The following is a 16,613-nucleotide window of genomic DNA, read 5'->3' as shown; positions in this document are numbered from 1 at the left end:
TTCGCGCCGGACAGGATGAGGTGAGTTGGTCGCATGGCTTATGACGACGACTTCGACGACTACGAAGACGCGTTGAGAGGCGATCGCCAGCGCCGTTTTCAGCTCTATTTTCTTATTGTCCTCGTCGCGTTGGGGCTTGGTCTGGCGCTCCTGTGGAACCGCATCGTCATCACCGTGCAATCCGGTGAGGCCGGCGTTCTTTACCGTTGGGTCTCCGGGACGGAGATGAGCCGGATCTACGGGGAAGGCTTGCACATCATCTGGCCCTGGAACCGGATGGCCATTTACAATGTCCGCCTCCAGACCAAGGAACGCAACTACACGATGCTGACCAAGGATGGTCTGCCGATCGAGCTTCAGATCGCGGTGCGTTACAAGCCGGATCTGCGCCTTCTGCCCCTCCTGCACGTGACCGTCGGTCCGGAATATCTCGACAAGATCGTCTTTCCCGAAACGGAAGCGGTGCTGCGCCGCGCGGTTGGCCAATACACGCCGGAAGAGGTTTACACCTCGCGGCTCGGCTTTCTGGAGACGGTGGTCATCAGCAGCCTGACAAGCGTCGAGGATCGCTATGTGATCGTCGATAACGTGCTGGTCCGCAACGTTGAACTGCCAACTGCCGTGCGCCTCGCCATCGAACGCAAGCTGACGCTTTCCGAAGAGCAGAAAGCCTACAAGTACCGGCTTGAGATCGAACAGAAGGAAGCGGAGCGCAAGGCCATCGAGGCGGAGGGCATCCGCAAGTACCAGGACATCGTCAAACGCAGCCTGACCGAAGATCTCCTGCGCTGGCAGGGCGTTCAGGCGACAAAGGAGCTCGCGACCTCGCCCAATTCCAAGACCGTGGTGATAGGGGCGGGCAAGGATGGCATGCCGCTCATTCTCGGCGGCGACCGATAGGTGCGATGGTGCAGGGCGAGGCGGACAATCGGCACACACCCAAGACCGTGAAGAGCGCCCGCCCCGCGCGCCGGGTTCTGTTCGCGCTTCTGGCGCTAGGGCTTCTCGCCGTCGTGAGCGCGATGATGATCGCGGGTCTCAACCGGACCGGATCGGTCTTCGGGCTCTTTCTGGCCCCTTTCATGCCCGAAGATGACAGCCTGAAGATCGTCGCCGTCTTTTCCGACGATGACGAACAAAACAGCTTCATCGACGGCATTCGTCTGGCGGTGGATCATGTCAACGCCACGAAGGAAAAGGTGCTCGGGCGTCCCGTGAAGCTGGAGCTTGTGCGCGAGGACGGCATCCGTGTCGGCACCGAGCTGGAAACGACGGTCTCGAAAACCCTGAGCCTTTCCGACCGGATCTCGCGTCTTCAAAACCTGGTTGCGGTCATCGGGCACGAATGGTCGGACACGGCGGTCACCGCGAGCTCGATCTATGCGCGCAACGACGTTCTGTTTCTGGCAACCCACGCCACCGCGACCTCGCTCACCAACCACTCCTTCGAGACGATCTTTGCCCTCCAGCCCGACAACGCGACCAACGCCGATCTGATCGCAAGCTATGCGATCAAGTCCGGCTACAAGAACTTCATTGTCCTGTCCGACAAGACCGACTACGGCAAGGAGGCTGCCAACTTCTTCTCCGAGGCGATTACCAAGGCCGGGGCGAAGACGGTTTTCCGTGGGTTCCTTTCAAGCACCCGGCGCTCGATCGATGATCTCGTGATGTTCATCCTCGACAACAAGCTCTTCACCCGGAACGATTATGACGCCTTCTTCGTCGTTTCCTCATCGTTGGATGAAACGGCGGAGTTCATCCGCCGCGCGCGTGATCTCGGCCTTACCGTACCTATCTTCGGCATGGAGTATCTGTTCTCCGAGGTTGTGGAGCGCAAGGTCGGCAGTTCCGCGATGAAGGATGTCATCGGCGTTTCGCTCTATGATCGCGACAGCACGGCCAGCGCCCATGCGCGGGAATTTTCGGCCGACTATCTCAAGGCCTACAGCTCCCTGCCGGATCTGAATGCGGCACTCGGCTATGATGCGGTCACGCTGGTGCGCGATGCGGTGAACCGTGCGGGGACGCTTTCCCCCGACAAGGTGTCCGACGTGATGAAGATCGCGCGCTACAAGACGCCGTTTTTGGGCGTGACCGGGCCCCTGGTGTTTGACCGCGACGGCCTGATCACCGACACTGAAATCTATGTCGTGCGCCACGACGGAACGGCGTTCCACACGGTTGCCGGGATCACGATCCCTCTGGACAGGAGTGCGGGCGCGCCAAACGGTCCAAAGCAGGTCGAGGCACCCGGGCCCGACGTCAGAAACGGCGGGCTTTCCCCGGAGATGGAGACGATTGCAAAATGACCATTTTCGTAAATCCCTGGGCGTTCCTTTTCTGGGTCCTGGCCAGTTGGATCATCGGCGTGCTGGGCCGTAACACCCGGTTTGGTTTTGTCGGGAACTTCCTCATCGCCTTTATCTTCAGCCCGGTGGTCGGCGTCATTGTGCTGCTGGCCGCGGATAACTGGTCCAAGCCCGTCCGCGAGCGTCGCCGCCGCCGTATCTGAACGGCCCGGTCTGTCGCTCCGCTCAGATCGGTCAGGTCTTTGAGGCTGTGAAGGGTTCGCACATCGCGAGCGCGATCCGGCAAGGCGCGGATCCGCCGCGGCCCGGGGCTGGGCGCATCAGCGATGCCGGTTACATCATCCCTATCCGTGCCCACGAAAAAAAGCCGCCCCGTTTCCACGGAGCGGCTTTTGTTCATGTCCGGATCACCCGATGCGCGCGATAGCGGGACAGGATCAGGATGCGGCAGCTTCCTCTGCAGCCGCCTCGGCGCTCGCGGTGGCCGTCTTCTTGGCCTTGCGCGCCACGTCCTTGCCCTTCTCGAACTGCTCCTTGTAGAACGCGCGCATCTTGGAGGCGTTGAAGTCCAGCAGGGTGCCGCCTTCCTCGTAATGCTTCACGATCGAGCGTCCGACCGCATAGGTCGATCCGCCGGAGACGACGGGCAGGGAAACCATGCCGACCATCCAGCCGATGCCCGGGATCATCTTGGTGGCGCTGGCCGCCACCATGTATCCCGCGCCATAGCCGAGCACACCGCCGGCCAGCGCATAGATCACCTTGCGACCGAGCCGCTCGGAAAACGGCTTGCCGTAAAGGTTCGACAGCTTCTGGATCATGCGGAGCTGGATTGCGACCACCGCCGCGATGTCGAAGAAGGCGACCGGCACGATGCTGGCTGCAACCGATGCGAGCATGTAATCCTTGATCAGATTGTCTGCCGTGAGCTCGCGGGTTGCGTCAAATTCCTCGTCGGACTCGATTGTCGCTTCGTCGATATCTGCTTCGATCGGCTCTTCCGCTGCGGCAGCGGCTGCTTTGCTCGCCATGGAAATCTCCTGATATCAATTCGGGCCAAATCAACAACGGTCCGATGAAAGTCGAAGGTGCCTGTATTTCTGGAAGGCCCACCTTTCATCAGAAAAGATACTATTATCGCTGGTAAATGAAAAGGGTTAACCGGCCTGATTGCCCGTTTCCCGGGAATTTCACGCCCCGACCGGCTCATGGGACTTGATTGTCCCGGCATCCGTTCCGGCCCGTCCGGTCTCGCTTGCCAGACGTGTGAGATAGGTCTCGCCGACGATCCGCACGATCACGGCGGCGGAAATGCAGGTGAGCGCGCTGCCGATCAGGTTCTGGCCAAGCGTGATCTGGAAGAGGGTGCTGGTGGTGAAGGTGGCAATGGCGGGCACCGCCACGCCTGTCAACATCGCGGTCGCCAGCTGCCTGCTGCGCTCGCCTTCCAGTCGCATGCCGTAAAGCCGCGCAAGCTTGCGGAACATTCGGTCCACGATCGCGGTAATCGCCGCAAGATCCACCCAAGGCAGCGGGATCAGCCCCGTCACCGCGGCAAGGTTGGCGTGGCGCTCCACAATCATCCGCCCCGCCGCCTCGCGAAACGCGGCCTTGTCGAAGGCCGGTGGTTTGACGGCGACCACAGCGCGCGCGGCCGGTCGGGAGGGCGCGCGCGTGGCGACAGCCCTGGACGGCGCGAGCTTTCGTGCGGCGGGCTTGGGTGTCGGTTCGGGCGTCGCTTTTGGGGCGGCCCCGGGCGCCGTTTCATCAGTTTGCGCGGCGGTCGCCTGAGGTGGGCTGGCAGGTGAGGGGGACGACATCGCGGTCGTCTCTCCGCCACGGTGTTCCGCCTTGTCGGATGCCACCGCTTCGACGATCGGGTCCGCAGCGATTTCCGCCTCCATCGCATCTCGGGCGGCGTTGCGCAGATCGCTCAGCGTGCGTTGAGAGGTGCGCGGCAGTTTCTTGCTCATGCGCCGACCGCCTTTCGCGCATTCCGGGTGGAGAGCAGCACCTCCGCCTCGGTGGCGATATCCGCGATATCGCGCGCTGCCGGGCCATCCGGGGCGATCTGGGTGGGCGTTGCGCCATAAAGACCTGCTTCCGCATAGGCAACCCGGTTCGGCATGTCGGTTGCCAGCAGCGGAAAACCACCGTCCTCAAGCTCGGCGCGGATATGGCGCGAAATCACGCTGCCGCGCGTTGTCTGGGTCAACACGCAACGAAAGGCTGGTGTCCAGCCCTTCATCCCGCTCATCAGTGTTTTGACCGTATCCATCATGCGGTCGACATCAAGCGGCGAGGCCTTGACCGGGATCAGAACAAGATCGGCAACGGCAAGGGCCGCCACGGTTATGTCGCTGTCGAAGCCGGGCGTGTCGACGATGGTCACGCCATAGGAGGGGCTGCGCTGCTTGATGGTTTCCCACACGCTCTTGTCGGCCTGTTCGATCAGATCGATGCCGCCAAGCGCCCGCTCGCGCTCGGCAAGCCGGATGATGGAGCGTTGCGGATCGGCGTCGATCAGCAGCGGGTTGCGCCATTTCAGATGCCAGTGCACGGCGAGGCAGGTGGCAAGCGTGGTCTTGCCGCTTCCCCCCTTCAGCGATGCGATGGTGATGACCGATCCGCTCATCCGCGCCCCGTCCAGCAAGAGACTCGCCCAATTTCGCAAATGTTAACAAACTCTCGCACGAAAGCCATGCGCCGCGTGTGAAACCGTCGCCGCCAGCCTTCGCACCCACGCCCCATGCGCAGGCTATTTTCGCGCATCCAGATAGGACTGGATGCGCTGCGCGGCATTGGACATGATGTTCTCATAGAAAAGCGGGTAGTCGTAGCCGTGATAGACCCCTTGCGGGAAGTAGGGGGAGTTGAGGCGCGCGGGATCTTTCGCCACCACCGCGAGCCCCCCATCGGCAATCTGCGCGGACGCGAATTCCGGCAGGATCTGGTAGGTGTGGTCCTGGTTGAAGAAGGTCGAACCGCGGTTGCGCGAGGCCGGGGCGAGCGTCTCCTCTCGCGTCCATGTCAGCGGATTGACGACAATGGCTCCCGGCAGGATCAGCGGCGATGCCTCCTGTCGTCCCGGCGCAACGGAATTGTAGCTGACAAAGCAGCCCGTCTGCCGGGCCTCCTCGCAGATGGTGATCGCCGGATTGTCCTTGAGATCCTGGTGGGTCACCGACCAGCCGACGACATAGCCTGCGATCAACTGGTCCTCGATGCCGAGCTTGCCCCAGTAATCCACCAGAAGCTGCGTCAGCACATAGGAGCCCTGGCTGTGGGCAGCCAGAATGAAAGGCCGCCCCTTGTTGTAATGCTCCATGTAATAGGCCATGGCGCGTTTCGCATCGTCCTCGCCATAGGCGACGATGGCGTCACGTTGCTCTTCAGGCAGGTTGAACCCGGCAAGGTTCATCTGCCTGTAGAGCGGCGCATAGAGGTTGGCCTGCCCGGAAAAGATCCGGGCCTCGGTGGCGACCGATTCCGCGGCCCCCGCGATCAGGTCCTTGCGGGTGATGTCCATGAGCCAGGCCGAATTGTCGACGAGCACGGTCGGATAGAGCCAGATGATGTCGACGCCGAACTGGTCGGGGTTCTCCGGCAGGTCGAGCCAGCTGCTCGCCTCGGCATAGTCCGGCGCAGGCGGCACATCGGCAGGGGTGAACGGGGGCAACGTGTCCGCGTCTGACGTGGAGGCGGATGGGGCCAAGAACAAAACGCTGGCCGCCAAAAGTGTCGCGATGGAAAAAATCATCGAAAAAGAGAGTGTTCGGGCAGACAGGAATTTCATGTCTAATCTCCGATAATACAAATATCGCGGATGGCGCGTTAAAAGACGAGTACACCACAGGTTTCGTCGTTTCGCCAGTACGGGAACCAAAGAGAGTTCAGTGAAATCGGAAAAGAAACAGTCGATTTAAAGAAGTAATTCGTGCCCGGGTTTGATCGGAAAAGACGCCGTTTGTGTGCAGTGCTGCCTGCGCGGTGCTGCCCGTGTGGTGCTGCCTGTGCGGCGCTGTCCATGTCGACGCAGGCAGAGCGACTGTGTAGCCTGCGAGGAGATCGCCATCCGGCCACGCGTCCTCAAATAAGGGCATGTCGGGCTGCTCGAAACGGGAAGGGGGCATCCATGCCGCCAGCCGCAGCAGTGGCGAAGTGGCCTCGGGGCCACACGCGTGACAAGGCGCTATTCGCATCTTGTTGCATTGTCCCGCCGTCTGCGTTCAGGCGAACATGATGCTGTCGACGACCTGGCTTTCTGTTGCGTTGAGGATGGTCAACTGCCCGTCCGCACCGAAATCGAAAACGTAGTTTCCTGCGACTTCTTCGCCGTAGGTCGCCGCCAGCGTAACTGCCTGATCGGTGCCGAAATCGGCTGAGAACATGAGCGTGTCGAAGCCGTATTCGAAGTCGAAGACCGTGTCGGATGCGAACCCGGCGGCGAAGTGAAAGACATCCGATCCCGAACCGCCATAAAGCGCGTCATCTCCGCCCTCTCCGGAGATATCGTCATCACCGTGCCAGCCCCAGATGCTGTTGGCCGCATTGTCGCCGCGCAGAGTGTCGCCATAGCGGCTGCCGGAAAGGTGTTCGATGGAGATATAGGTGTCGCCTGCGGCCTCGCCGGTATTGTTGGCGGGATTCAAGAGATCTGCGGTGACGCCCGTTGTCGCCTGTTGATAGTAGACGCGGTCCATGCCGTTGCCGCCATTGAGGACATCAGCGCCGAGGCCTCCGAGCAGGTTGTCTCGGCCGTCGCCACCGTTGATCGTGTCGTCGCCCACACCGCCGTAGAGCGTGTCGTCTCCGCCTTCTCCGTTGATCGTGTCGTTACCGAGCTCCCCCCAGATGACGTTTCTTGCGTTGTCGCCGCGCAGGGTGTCGCCATAGCGGCTGCCGGAAAGGTGTTCGATGGAGATATAGGTATCGCCGGCGGCCTCGCCGGTATTGTTGGCGGGATTCAAGAGATCTGCGGTGACGGCGGTTGTCGCCTTTTGATAGTAGACGCGATCCATGCCGTTGCCGCCATTGAGCACATCCGCGCCGAGGCCTCCGAGCAGGTTGTCTGGGCCGTCGCCGCCGTTGAGTGTGTCGTCGCCCACATCCCCGTAGAGCGTGTCGTCTCCACCTTCTCCGTTGATCGTGTCGTTACCGAGCCACCCCCAAATGACGTTTCTTGCGTTGTCGCCGCGCAGGGTGTCGCCGTAGCGGCTGCCGTAAAGGTGCTCGATGGAGATATAGGTGTCGCCCGCGGCCTCGCCGGTATTGTTGGCGGGATTCAAGAGATCTGCGGTGACGGCAGTCGTTGCCTGTTGATAGTAGACGCGGTCCATGCCGTTGCCGCCATTGAGCACATCCGCGCCGAGGCCTCCGAGCAGGTTGTCTGGGCCGTCGCCGCCGTTGAGTGTGTCGTCGCCCACATCCCCGTAGAGCGTGTCGTCTCCACCTTCTCCGTTGATCGTGTCGTTACCGAGCCACCCCCAGATGACGTTTCTTGCGTTGTCGCCGCGCAGGGTGTCGCCGTAGCGGCTGCCGTAAAGGTGCTCGATGGAAATATAGGTATCGCCTGCGGCTTCGCCGGTGTTGTTGGCTGCGATCAGAAGATCCGCTGTCACCGCAGCCGCAGCCAGATGGTACTGGGCGCGGTCGATGCCAGCTCCGCCATTGAGATGATCCGCGCCAAGGCCACCCCAGAGGATGTCATTGCCGTCGCCGCCATTGAGCGTGTCATTCCCGGCATTGCCATAAAGATAGTTGGCAAGGCCGTTGCCATTGATCTGGTCCTGCCCGCTGCCGCCTTTCGCGTTTTCGATCGACACGCCGAATGCGATGGCCAGATTGTCGGTCATGCCCATCACGTCGGAGAAGGTGCCTTCCGCCAGATTGATGACCTGATTGTAGCTCGTACCCGACAGATCGAGCGTATCCGTGCCGCCCGCATCCCAGATGGCGACCACGGGGGCGGTGTTGATCGCGAAATTGAATTGGGCGCGTCCGGCATTGGAATTGAAGCCGTAGACCGTGTTGCCCGTGCGTGTCGTCATGTCGGCGCCATAGATCGCCTGAATGGCGGCGATGTCATGCAGCAGCGGCGTTGCGCCGTAGGATGTGGATTGCCCCGGAGGCGAATGGTCCGCGCCCGTGTTGGAAGCCTGAAAATAGGACATCACCGTATATTGGCGGGTGTCCTGTTGATATTCGGCCATGTCGGTGTAGGTCGGCGATCCGCCGTTATAGGCGCCGGGATGCGAAAGCCCGATTGAGTGACCAAGCTCGTGCACAAGTGTGTGGAAGCCGTATTCGCCATAGTCCAGATAACTGTTCGCCCAGTAATTGGGGTTGATCCAGACGTCGCCCTCTTCCTGATAATTGGAATAGGTGCTGGGATAATAGGCCCAGGCAACCTGTGGCCCGGTTGTGGTGTTCGAAAAGCGGATATCCGCCGTGTTTCCGTTGCCGGATTCCACGAAGGTCAGGGGGGTCAGGTCATCCCATAACGCAATTGCCTCGCGTGCCGCCGACCTCTGGGCCGCGGAAAAAGGCGCGTATCCGGACGCTTCGCTGCCATACCCGGGATTGACCGTCGTGAACCCGTAGGTGACCGTCGTCGATGTCCAGCTTTGCGCGGGATCGGTCAGTTGGTCGATCACCTGGCTTAGCGTGAAGACCGGCTTGGCGGCGTTTTGAGGCTCAACCGCATCGGCCTGGAACTGCCTGGTCGCGGCGCAATTCAGGCACGTGCAACCGAGGATGTCTTCATGTTCGACAGTCATTCCGGATCCATCTCACAAGTAGCCTGAGCAAGCCAATATGGGTATAGCGTCAAACTCTTACGAACGCTTAAAGCGCATGCGGAGGAATCTACGGAAAGTGGAGTGTCATTGCGATATAGGCATTTCCATATTGGAAGAAAATCTCAATAGAGATAGAAGAGCTGCTAGTATTTCAGAGGAAAATATATAGATATGACAATTTCGAAGGTGGGGGTGATTAACGGAAGCGTCGAGTTCTGTTTCGCAAAGCGCCCGCCTCGGCGTTTTCCGTGCCGGTGGATTGGGGATGTTGGCGCGGTTTCGGGAGTTACGGCGCTTCGCAAGATGCCGTATGGTAAACCTGCCATTATGTCAGGAGGCGTCGCATGATCGAGCAACTCCAGGGCTTTCCCGAAAATACCGTCGCTTTTGCCTGTCATGGGCGGCTGACCAGGGCAGACTATGAAAAGGTGCTGATTCCGGCAGTTGATGAGGCCTTTTCCCGTCACCGCAAGCTCAGGCTCTATTATGAGATCGATGGCGATCTGGAGCACGTGGAGGCGGGCGCCATGTGGAGCGATTTCAAGACCGGCCTGGAACATTGGCTTGGCTGGGAGCGGATCGCGGTCGTCACCGATATCGCGTGGATCGGCAATACGATATCGGCCTTCACCTTTCTTATGCCGGGCGAGGTCAGGCTATTCTCGGTCGCTGAGCGGGATGAGGCCAAAAAGTGGATCACGGCTGCGCTGGCGGCCTGAACCCTGAGCGCAGGGGATGCCGCTGCGTTGCTGTTGAGTGCATTGATTCCGGCTGATTTCTATAGACCGCGCGCTGGAACCCGATGCGGACGAAAAGGGACGCAAGGATGCGGAACGCAAGCGGTGCCTGGGAAACCGGCATCGCGCGGACCATTCGAATCAAAGGGGGATGTGACTTCAGCGGGAAAAATGGTCGGAGTGGCAGGATTTGAACCTGCGACCCCCTCGTCCCGAACGAGGTGCGCTACCAGGCTGCGCTACACTCCGACTTTTCACCTGAGCGGGTATTTTCAGCGGTTCGAGGCGTTTTCGCTTCGGCGCTGCCCGTTTCAGTGGCGGTCTTATAGCGTCCTCGTAGCTTGCCCGCAAGCGACGAGTGTTGCGTTTATCCACTGTTTCATGATTGCCGCAGCGTGTTTTCGCAAAGACGTTGAAAAATAGCGTTTTCCACAAGTGGAGAACGGGGTTGAAACGCGCCAGCCACCCGCGCGAGACGGCCGAACCGTCGGCGAGACGTGGGGCCGGCGCGATGGCAGTCCCTTCATTTCATGCAGGGTGGTTCATGTTTGGCGCCTCTGGTCCTGCGGGGCCTTTCAGGTGGCTTGCAGCGCGAACGGTGAGTCGCTATAGGAAGGGCCGCGACCGAAACAGTTGCGCGTTGGGGCGTCGCCAAGTGGTAAGGCAGCGGCTTTTGGTGCCGCCATTCGCAGGTTCGAATCCTGCCGCCCCAGCCAGTCCCTCCTTGGTTCTCAACCTACGATTGAAGGCCTGATGAGAACCGTTCTTGTCGGGATATGCGCGGATTGCGCGCGACCTTTCTCGGGAACGTGGCGCTAGAATTTGAGGGTACCCGTACGGGAAAGTTGGGGGTAAGCTCCGTTCCTGGGCAAATGGCTGGTAATATGTCTGATGGGGTGTAGAATAATTTAGCGCCGTCAGGATCCGCCGCTTCAGGATAGCGGGCGATGAGCTTTACCCTTTAGGGTGGGTTTTGCCCCATAGGGTTTGAACGCGAGCGAAGCGACTTATTGGGTCCTGAAATCTATTTGGAAGTGGCTATCCGACCGCGAGTGTTGGTTGGTTTTGGTATTGCGAATAATGGATTGCAATAGGGCTTGGTGGCTTGCCCTTTTGACTACGCCGGCCGTTTAGATTGGAGCCGGCATCTGCTTGAAGGTTTGCACTTAGTGGTAAACGGGGAAAGCGCGGAAAGTCCGGAGGACGTCATCGAAAAGCGACCTCAAGAAAAGTCGGCTCTCATCATAGCGGGCATGCACCGCTCTGGAACCAGCGCTCTTGCGCGTGCGATCAATCTTCTCGGCTATGATCTCCCCAAGACGCTGATCGGCGCTGCGCCTTCCAATGAAACGGGGCATTGGGAATCCGTTCTGGTGCAGCGGTTCAATGACGAGCTTCTGAAGTCCATATCGAGCTTCTGGTTCGACTGGCGTGACGTGGATCCGGCTTGGTTCGCTTCGCCCGCGGCGGCCGAATTTCGCGAAAAGGGCCGCGACGTTCTTGCTCAGGAATACGGGGCGTCGTCGGCCATCGTCCTGAAAGACCCCCGCATCTGCCGAATTCTCCCATTTTGGCTGGAGCTTCTGAGGGCGTCGGATTTTCGGCCTGTCGTGGTCATTCCGCTGCGCAATCCCGTCGAGGTCGCCGCTTCTTTGAAGAAGCGAAACGGGTTCGAACTGCAGGCGGGATATCTCATGTGGTTGCGCCATGTGCTTGATGCCGAAGTGTCTTCGCGCGGTGTGCCCCGTTTTTTCACGGATTACGACAGCCTGCTGGACGATTGGCGGGAAATGGTCGTAAAAGCGCGGATGCGGCTCGGAATCGACTGGCCGCAGCATCCGGACGCCGTATCGGACCAGATTGACGCCTTCCTTTCCGACAAATATCGCCACCACCACGAAAACGGCGATGAGCTTCTGCAAAAGTCGGGCTTCCCGACCTGGATGCGCGACGCGTTCAGGGTCTTCACCAAATGGATCGCCAATGGTGAGGCGAAGCAGGACTACGCCACGCTCGATCGGATCCGGGACGAGCTCAACCGCGCGAAAGACATGTTTGGCTGGCTTGTGGACAGTCAGGTGAGGCAGTCCATGCGTGTGAACCGGTTGGAGAGCCAGCTGGCACAGAGCCAGGCCGAGATCGAAAGCGCCAGGCAAGAACTTGAGATGAAGGGCGCCGTGCTTCCGCACCGGAACGACAACACGACACAGTGTCAGGAAGAACGCGGCACGTTGGCTAAACTCACCGCGAAGACGAAGGACCCGACAGCATCATCCAATACGGCGGGTCCGTCTCTGCTCGCCGGGAGGCAGGCAGGGACGGACCCTTCGCCGCTTGATGCCACACGCGAGGAAATTGCCGCGCTTGTTCGCTCGTTGCCAGAAGTGGAGCGACTTGCCACCAATGTTGTGAGGCAGATCGCGGGGTTGCTGTCGAAGGTGGAGGGCGATCCGGACGGCGAGTTGTCTGAATCGGCCAGGCTTGAGGTGGACAGCGCAAGGATCGAACTTGAGGAACAACTGCGCGAAGCCAGAGCGGAAACCGAAAGGGTGCTGGCTGAAAAGCGGCTTGTTGAGGAGAGCCTTCAGCGCCGGTTTGATGAAATTGCCTTGCTGACACAGGCGGTTATTGACCGCGATGCGCGCCTGACGGACGCTGCGGAAAAGATCCGGCGTGCCGTGACGGGTTTGCGTGAGGGCGCGGGCCCTTCAATCCGCGATCGTCTGTCGCGTATCCGGCAAAAGATGTGGCGCCTGAGGCAATCCGGGCTGTTCGACGAAGAATGGTACCTTGCTCAATATAAGGATGTTGCAGACGCCGGATTGGATCCGCTGCTTCACTATGTTCGTTATGGGGCGAATGAGGGGCGCCATCCGAACCCCCAATTCGCCAATATATCAAAGATAAAAGGGCTTTAAGACAGAAATATATTAAATTATCCCTATAAATTCGCCCAGGAGCATAATTACTTATGGCCTTTGGTGATGAAGATATCAAATCGAGTATCTTGATTTCCGGATCGTTCGATGCGGGATGGTATCTGGATGCCTATCCTGATGTTAAAATACTCGGGATGGACCCACTCGAACATTATATTCGTTTTGGCGAGATCTTGGGTCGGTCCCCCGGGCCGAAGATGGCGAAAGCCAGGGGTGAACCCGAACTGGCAACCCACAAGCGTACGTCCGCATTCGTCGGGGAGGGACGCGCGGGCGGCGCCACTGGGCGTTGGGCGTCGGCATCGCGCGAAAGTCGCCTATTGATCGAGCATATATTGAAGGCCCGCCCGACAGTTTCCAGCGTCGACCTAGAGGTCGCGATAGAGGAAATCAGAAGCAGCGATCTCTTCGATGTCGACTATTATCTTTCACATAGTGAAGATGTCGCGCGGGCGGAGCTCGACCCTGTCGAGCATTATGTGAGGTTCGGCGAGCGCGAGGGGCGCAAACCTTGCGCGGATTTTGACGCGGACTTCTACTTCTCTACCAATGCGGATGTCTGTGCAGTGGTGCCCAACGGTTTCGCGCATTATGTCATTCATGGCCGCCATGAGGGGCGCTACGGCTGTTCCCAACATCGCGCATTGGAAGACGCGGCGCTCGGAGAGCCCATCCTCTTGGTTGGGCATGATGCCATGCTGGCCGGGGCGGAACGGGTGCTTCTGGAATTTGCCCGCTGGCTGAAGATCCACACGAAGCGTCCCGTGACGGTCTATCTGATGGTCGGCGGGCAGATGACGCCGGACTTCTGCGAACTCGTCGAAGTGATCGCGGCGCCGATCGACCCGGACCTTGAGCTTGCCGTGCGGCGCGAATTGCTCAAGCGCGATTGGGGCGTGATCTATCTCAACACCGTTGTCTCGGGCAAATTCCTGCAGGACATCGAAGCGGACTATCTGGAACCGCACAGTTTCGTGGGTCACATTCACGAAATGAGCGGGGTGCTTGCCGAGTACAAGGACCTGCTGCAGCTGATGTTGAGCCATTGCAGCCACCTCATTTCGGCCTCCCCGCTGAGCACGAAGGTTCTGGTGGAGGATTACGGGCATCCGGCAGACCGCATCTCGACCAGCCCGCCTTTCATCACGCCGGTGGTCTCCGACGGGCTTGCTGACGATGGCGAGCTGCGCGACTGGGCGCGCGCGGAGCTTGGGCTCGGGCGCACGGCGCGGGTCGTCATGGGGTGCGGAACGGTCGATGCGCGCAAGGGCTCCGACATCTTCATCGAGACCGCCCTTGCCGTGAATGCGAAAACCGCCAACGCCGACCGGGTTCATTTCATCTGGGTCGGCGACGGACCGGAACGCGCAGCCCTTGAGGAGCGCGTCGTCCGGGCGGGACTGGAAAAGTGGATCCGGATTACCGGCACACGCATGGACGCCGCCAGATTGCTGGCCGCAAGCGATCTGTTCTTCCTGTCTTCGCGCGAAGATCCGTTTCCTCTGGTGTGCATGGAGGCCGCGCAGCATTGCAGCCCCACGTTGTTCGTCGAGGGGACGACCGGGATCAGCAATTTCGTGACCCCAGATGGGGAAGCGCCCGCTGGTGTCGCCTTGAAGAGTGCGGACCCGAAGGAGGTTGCCCGGAACATCGGCGCCTTGTTCGCGAAGCCGGAAAAGATCCGGGAACTCGGCCAGACCGCGCGTCAGCGCCTCTTTGCGCGCTATGTGAGCGAGCAAAGCTGCTTCGAGCTGCTGTCGATCCTGATCGGCAAGGTCGGCCTGGCACCGGTCGTCTCGGCCATCGTGCCCAATTACAACCACGCCGACTTCCTGTCCCAGCGGCTTGGCTCCATTCTCGGGCAGACCTACCGGGACTATGAGATCATCGTTCTGGACGACGCCTCTTCCGATGCCAGCCTGGAGGTGATCGCGGGCATCGTCGCCGATGTGAGCTGCGCCAGGGTGGTTGCGAACGAGGCGAATAGCGGAAACGTATTTCGCCAATGGGCCAAGGGCCTGTCCCTGGCTCGCGGTACGTTCTCCTGGGTCGCGGAAAGCGATGATTGGTGCGACGCGACGTTCCTGGAACGGCTGATCGGCCTGACGGTCGATGAACGGGTCGTCATCGCCGCGGGCCGCACCATCCCCTCTTTCGACGGGAAATTCGATCCCGCGCCCATGGACGGCTATCTCAATCAGCAATGCCCGGGGCTCTTCGACAAGCCGTTTGTTCTCGAAGGCGACATCTTCGTGAACAAAGGAATGGGGGCGGCCTGCCTTCTGGCGAATGCCAGCGGCCTGATCATGCGCACGAGCATCGTGCGGCTCTACACGGGCGTGGGCGAAGGCTACCGCATGGCAGGGGACTGGGCGACCTATCTTCACATTTTGCGCCATGGTCGCGTCGCCTACACGCCGATGGCGGAAAACTACTTCCGCCGTCACGCCGGCTCCACAGTGCACAAGCTTGAGGGAACGCCCACCTATTTCGATGAACGTCGCAGGATTGCGGCGCTGGTCTATGATCTTTTCCCGGTCAGCCAGGGGCTGGACGGGCGGATGCGTCATGCGCTCCAGCATGAGCTGGAACGTTTCGCCAAGCGTTCCGGCGGCGTGGCCCTGTCCGACATCGCCCCGGAGCGTACGCCAACGCTTCGCGCCCGTCGCAAGGTGGCGTTCTATGTCCATGGCATGGCCTTTTCAAAGGGCGGGATCGAACGTCTTGCCGCGCAGCTGGCCTCGCATCTGGCCGTGATGGGCTTCGAAGTCCACATCCTGTGCAGAAGAAGCTTTCATTCCGGGGTGGTCTATCCCCTTCATGCGCGCGTCACCGTCGCGCAGGTCTTTGCCGAGGACAGGATGGAGGCCTCGATCCGGGAGGTTCAGGCCTATCTGGTGGAAAACGGCATCGAGGTCTTCGTGCCGATGCTCTCCGAATGGCTGTTCACGCCTCTGATCGAGGCGGGCTATCGCGCGGGCGTCAAGATCATCGCCTCCGAGCACAATGATCCCTGGCAGATCGAAGAGCGTTGGTGGTCGCGCGAGGAGCGTCAGCGGGCCTTCGCCAAGGCGGATCGGGTGCACCTGCTTTCCGGCAGTTTTGCGCAATCCCTCGATCCGCAACTGCGCGACCGGGTCGCGGTCATTCCCAACGGTGTGGACCTGAACGTCTTCCGTCCGATGGATGACGACGGGGCGGAAGGATCTGCGCGCGCACGCACGATCGTCGCGGTCGGCAGACTTGCCGAGCAAAAGCGCATGGATCTCCTTATCGAGGCGTTCGCCGCCGCGAAGTTGGCCGGGCAAGGTTGGCGTCTGGATATCTACGGCGAGGGCGAATTGCGTCCTGCCCTTCAGGCGCAGATCGATGCGGCGGGCCTTTCCCATTCCGCGGCTCTGAGGGGCGTGCGCAGCGACATGGACAGCGTGTTCCAGCACGCCGCCCTTTCCGTGGTGCCCAGCGACTTTGAGGGCTTCGGGATTGTGGTGGTGGAATCGCTGGCTTGCGGCACGCCGGTCGTCGCCTTCGCCGACTGCAACGGCCCGAACGAGATCATCGTGGACGGCGACTGCGGTGCGCTGGTCAATCCGACCGGCGAGAGCCGCGCGCAGGACCTTTCCCAGCCCCTGACCCGCCTGTGTTCTGCGCCTGAAAAACTGAGCGCAATGGCACAGGCGAGCAGAAAGCGCGCCGCCGACTACACGCTGGAGAAGTTCTTCGAGCGTTGGGAGAGGTTGATCGATGAGGTGTGAGTGGATGCTTTTCTTTGGTCGACGTGGTATCAAAATAATGATCACACGCAATATTATTTGAAAAAAAGTT

The 16,613-nt window shown here is 60.3% G+C and carries 11 protein-coding genes and 2 tRNA genes; 7 read left to right on the top strand and 6 right to left on the bottom strand.

The window, feature by feature from the left end; genetic code table 11:
• The first annotated feature begins 33 nt into the window (after positions 1–33).
• From ABGM93_RS08745 to ABGM93_RS08735, 3 genes are read left to right on the top strand one after another with little or no spacing between them, the layout of a single operon-like run.
• The gene (locus tag ABGM93_RS08745) at positions 34–900 is read left to right on the top strand and encodes a prohibitin family protein (RefSeq protein ID WP_321505375.1); all 867 of its coding nucleotides are present in this window, start codon (positions 34–36) and stop codon (positions 898–900) included.
• Between the two features lie 5 nt (positions 901–905).
• Positions 906–2,312 (top strand): ABC transporter substrate-binding protein, encoded by a 1,407-nt coding sequence (locus ABGM93_RS08740; protein WP_321505373.1) that lies wholly within the window; start codon positions 906–908, stop codon positions 2,310–2,312.
• Positions 2,309–2,515, top strand: coding sequence for a hypothetical protein (locus ABGM93_RS08735; RefSeq protein WP_319772090.1), 207 nt, complete (start codon positions 2,309–2,311; stop codon positions 2,513–2,515). Before ABGM93_RS08740 ends, ABGM93_RS08735 begins: the two co-directional genes overlap by 4 nt.
• Before the next feature lie 234 nt (positions 2,516–2,749).
• Here ABGM93_RS08735 and ABGM93_RS08730 read toward each other — a convergent pair whose 3' ends face one another.
• The 5 genes from ABGM93_RS08730 to ABGM93_RS08710 form a co-directional block, all read right to left on the bottom strand.
• Entirely contained in the window at positions 2,750–3,343 is a 594-nt protein-coding gene (locus ABGM93_RS08730) for a DUF697 domain-containing protein (protein ID WP_319772089.1), read from the bottom strand.
• Positions 3,344–3,502: 159 nt separating this feature from the next.
• Positions 3,503–4,285 carry a DUF697 domain-containing protein gene (locus ABGM93_RS08725; protein ID WP_321505371.1) on the bottom strand — a complete coding sequence of 261 codons (783 nt, stop codon included), beginning with the start codon at positions 4,283–4,285 and terminating at the stop codon, positions 3,503–3,505.
• The gene (locus ABGM93_RS08720) at positions 4,282–4,947 is read right to left on the bottom strand and encodes a ParA family protein (RefSeq protein WP_321505369.1); all 666 of its coding nucleotides are present in this window, start codon (positions 4,945–4,947) and stop codon (positions 4,282–4,284) included. The genes ABGM93_RS08725 and ABGM93_RS08720 overlap by 4 nt, the downstream gene beginning before the upstream one ends.
• Positions 4,948–5,070: 123 nt before the next feature.
• Positions 5,071–5,991, bottom strand: a complete 921-nt coding sequence (locus ABGM93_RS08715; RefSeq protein ID WP_321505367.1) for a DUF3089 domain-containing protein — start codon at positions 5,989–5,991, stop codon at positions 5,071–5,073.
• Between the two features lie 550 nt (positions 5,992–6,541).
• Positions 6,542–9,091 carry a M10 family metallopeptidase gene (locus ABGM93_RS08710; RefSeq protein ID WP_321505365.1) on the bottom strand — a complete coding sequence of 850 codons (2,550 nt, stop codon included), beginning with the start codon at positions 9,089–9,091 and terminating at the stop codon, positions 6,542–6,544.
• Positions 9,092–9,456: 365 nt separating this feature from the next.
• On the opposite strand from ABGM93_RS08710, the gene ABGM93_RS08705 reads away from it, so the two are divergent.
• A complete protein-coding gene (locus ABGM93_RS08705; RefSeq protein ID WP_321505363.1) occupies positions 9,457–9,831 on the top strand; it encodes an STAS/SEC14 domain-containing protein in 375 nt (124 codons plus the stop codon).
• Positions 9,832–10,021: 190 nt separating this feature from the next.
• Here ABGM93_RS08705 and ABGM93_RS08700 read toward each other — a convergent pair.
• Positions 10,022–10,098, bottom strand: a tRNA-Pro gene (locus ABGM93_RS08700).
• 392 nt (positions 10,099–10,490) lie between these two features.
• On the opposite strand from ABGM93_RS08700, the gene ABGM93_RS08695 reads away from it, so the two are divergent.
• The 3 genes from ABGM93_RS08695 (at position 10,491) to ABGM93_RS08685 (ending at position 16,543) form a co-directional block, all read left to right on the top strand.
• Positions 10,491–10,565 (top strand) — tRNA-Gln (locus ABGM93_RS08695).
• Positions 10,566–10,946: 381 nt separating this feature from the next.
• Entirely contained in the window at positions 10,947–12,767 is a 1,821-nt protein-coding gene (locus ABGM93_RS08690; protein WP_321505361.1) for a hypothetical protein, read from the top strand.
• A gap of 218 nt (positions 12,768–12,985) precedes the next feature.
• Positions 12,986–16,543 carry a glycosyltransferase gene (locus ABGM93_RS08685; protein ID WP_321505360.1) on the top strand — a complete coding sequence of 1,186 codons (3,558 nt, stop codon included), beginning with the start codon at positions 12,986–12,988 and terminating at the stop codon, positions 16,541–16,543.
• Positions 16,544–16,613 lie beyond the last annotated feature (70 nt).

The sequence above is a fragment of the Breoghania sp. genome, assembly GCF_963674635.1.
Taxonomy (GTDB): domain Bacteria; phylum Pseudomonadota; class Alphaproteobacteria; order Rhizobiales; family Stappiaceae; genus Breoghania.
Note: the sequence above shows the minus strand (reverse complement) of the source record. Positions and strands in the feature narration are given on the sequence as shown.

Coding starts and splice junctions, on each gene's coding strand:
- ABGM93_RS08705 (WP_321505363.1), top strand. CDS start 9,457: ATGATCGAGCAACTCCAGGGCTTTCCCGAAAATACCGTCGCTTTTGCC.
- ABGM93_RS08735 (WP_319772090.1), top strand. CDS start 2,309: ATGACCATTTTCGTAAATCCCTGGGCGTTCCTTTTCTGGGTCCTGGCC.
- ABGM93_RS08745 (WP_321505375.1), top strand. CDS start 34: ATGGCTTATGACGACGACTTCGACGACTACGAAGACGCGTTGAGAGGC.
- ABGM93_RS08720 (WP_321505369.1), bottom strand. CDS start 4,947: ATGAGCGGATCGGTCATCACCATCGCATCGCTGAAGGGGGGAAGCGGC.
- ABGM93_RS08725 (WP_321505371.1), bottom strand. CDS start 4,285: ATGAGCAAGAAACTGCCGCGCACCTCTCAACGCACGCTGAGCGATCTG.
- ABGM93_RS08685 (WP_321505360.1), top strand. CDS start 12,986: ATGGCGAAAGCCAGGGGTGAACCCGAACTGGCAACCCACAAGCGTACG.
- ABGM93_RS08710 (WP_321505365.1), bottom strand. CDS start 9,091: ATGACTGTCGAACATGAAGACATCCTCGGTTGCACGTGCCTGAATTGC.
- ABGM93_RS08730 (WP_319772089.1), bottom strand. CDS start 3,343: ATGGCGAGCAAAGCAGCCGCTGCCGCAGCGGAAGAGCCGATCGAAGCA.
- ABGM93_RS08740 (WP_321505373.1), top strand. CDS start 906: ATGGTGCAGGGCGAGGCGGACAATCGGCACACACCCAAGACCGTGAAG.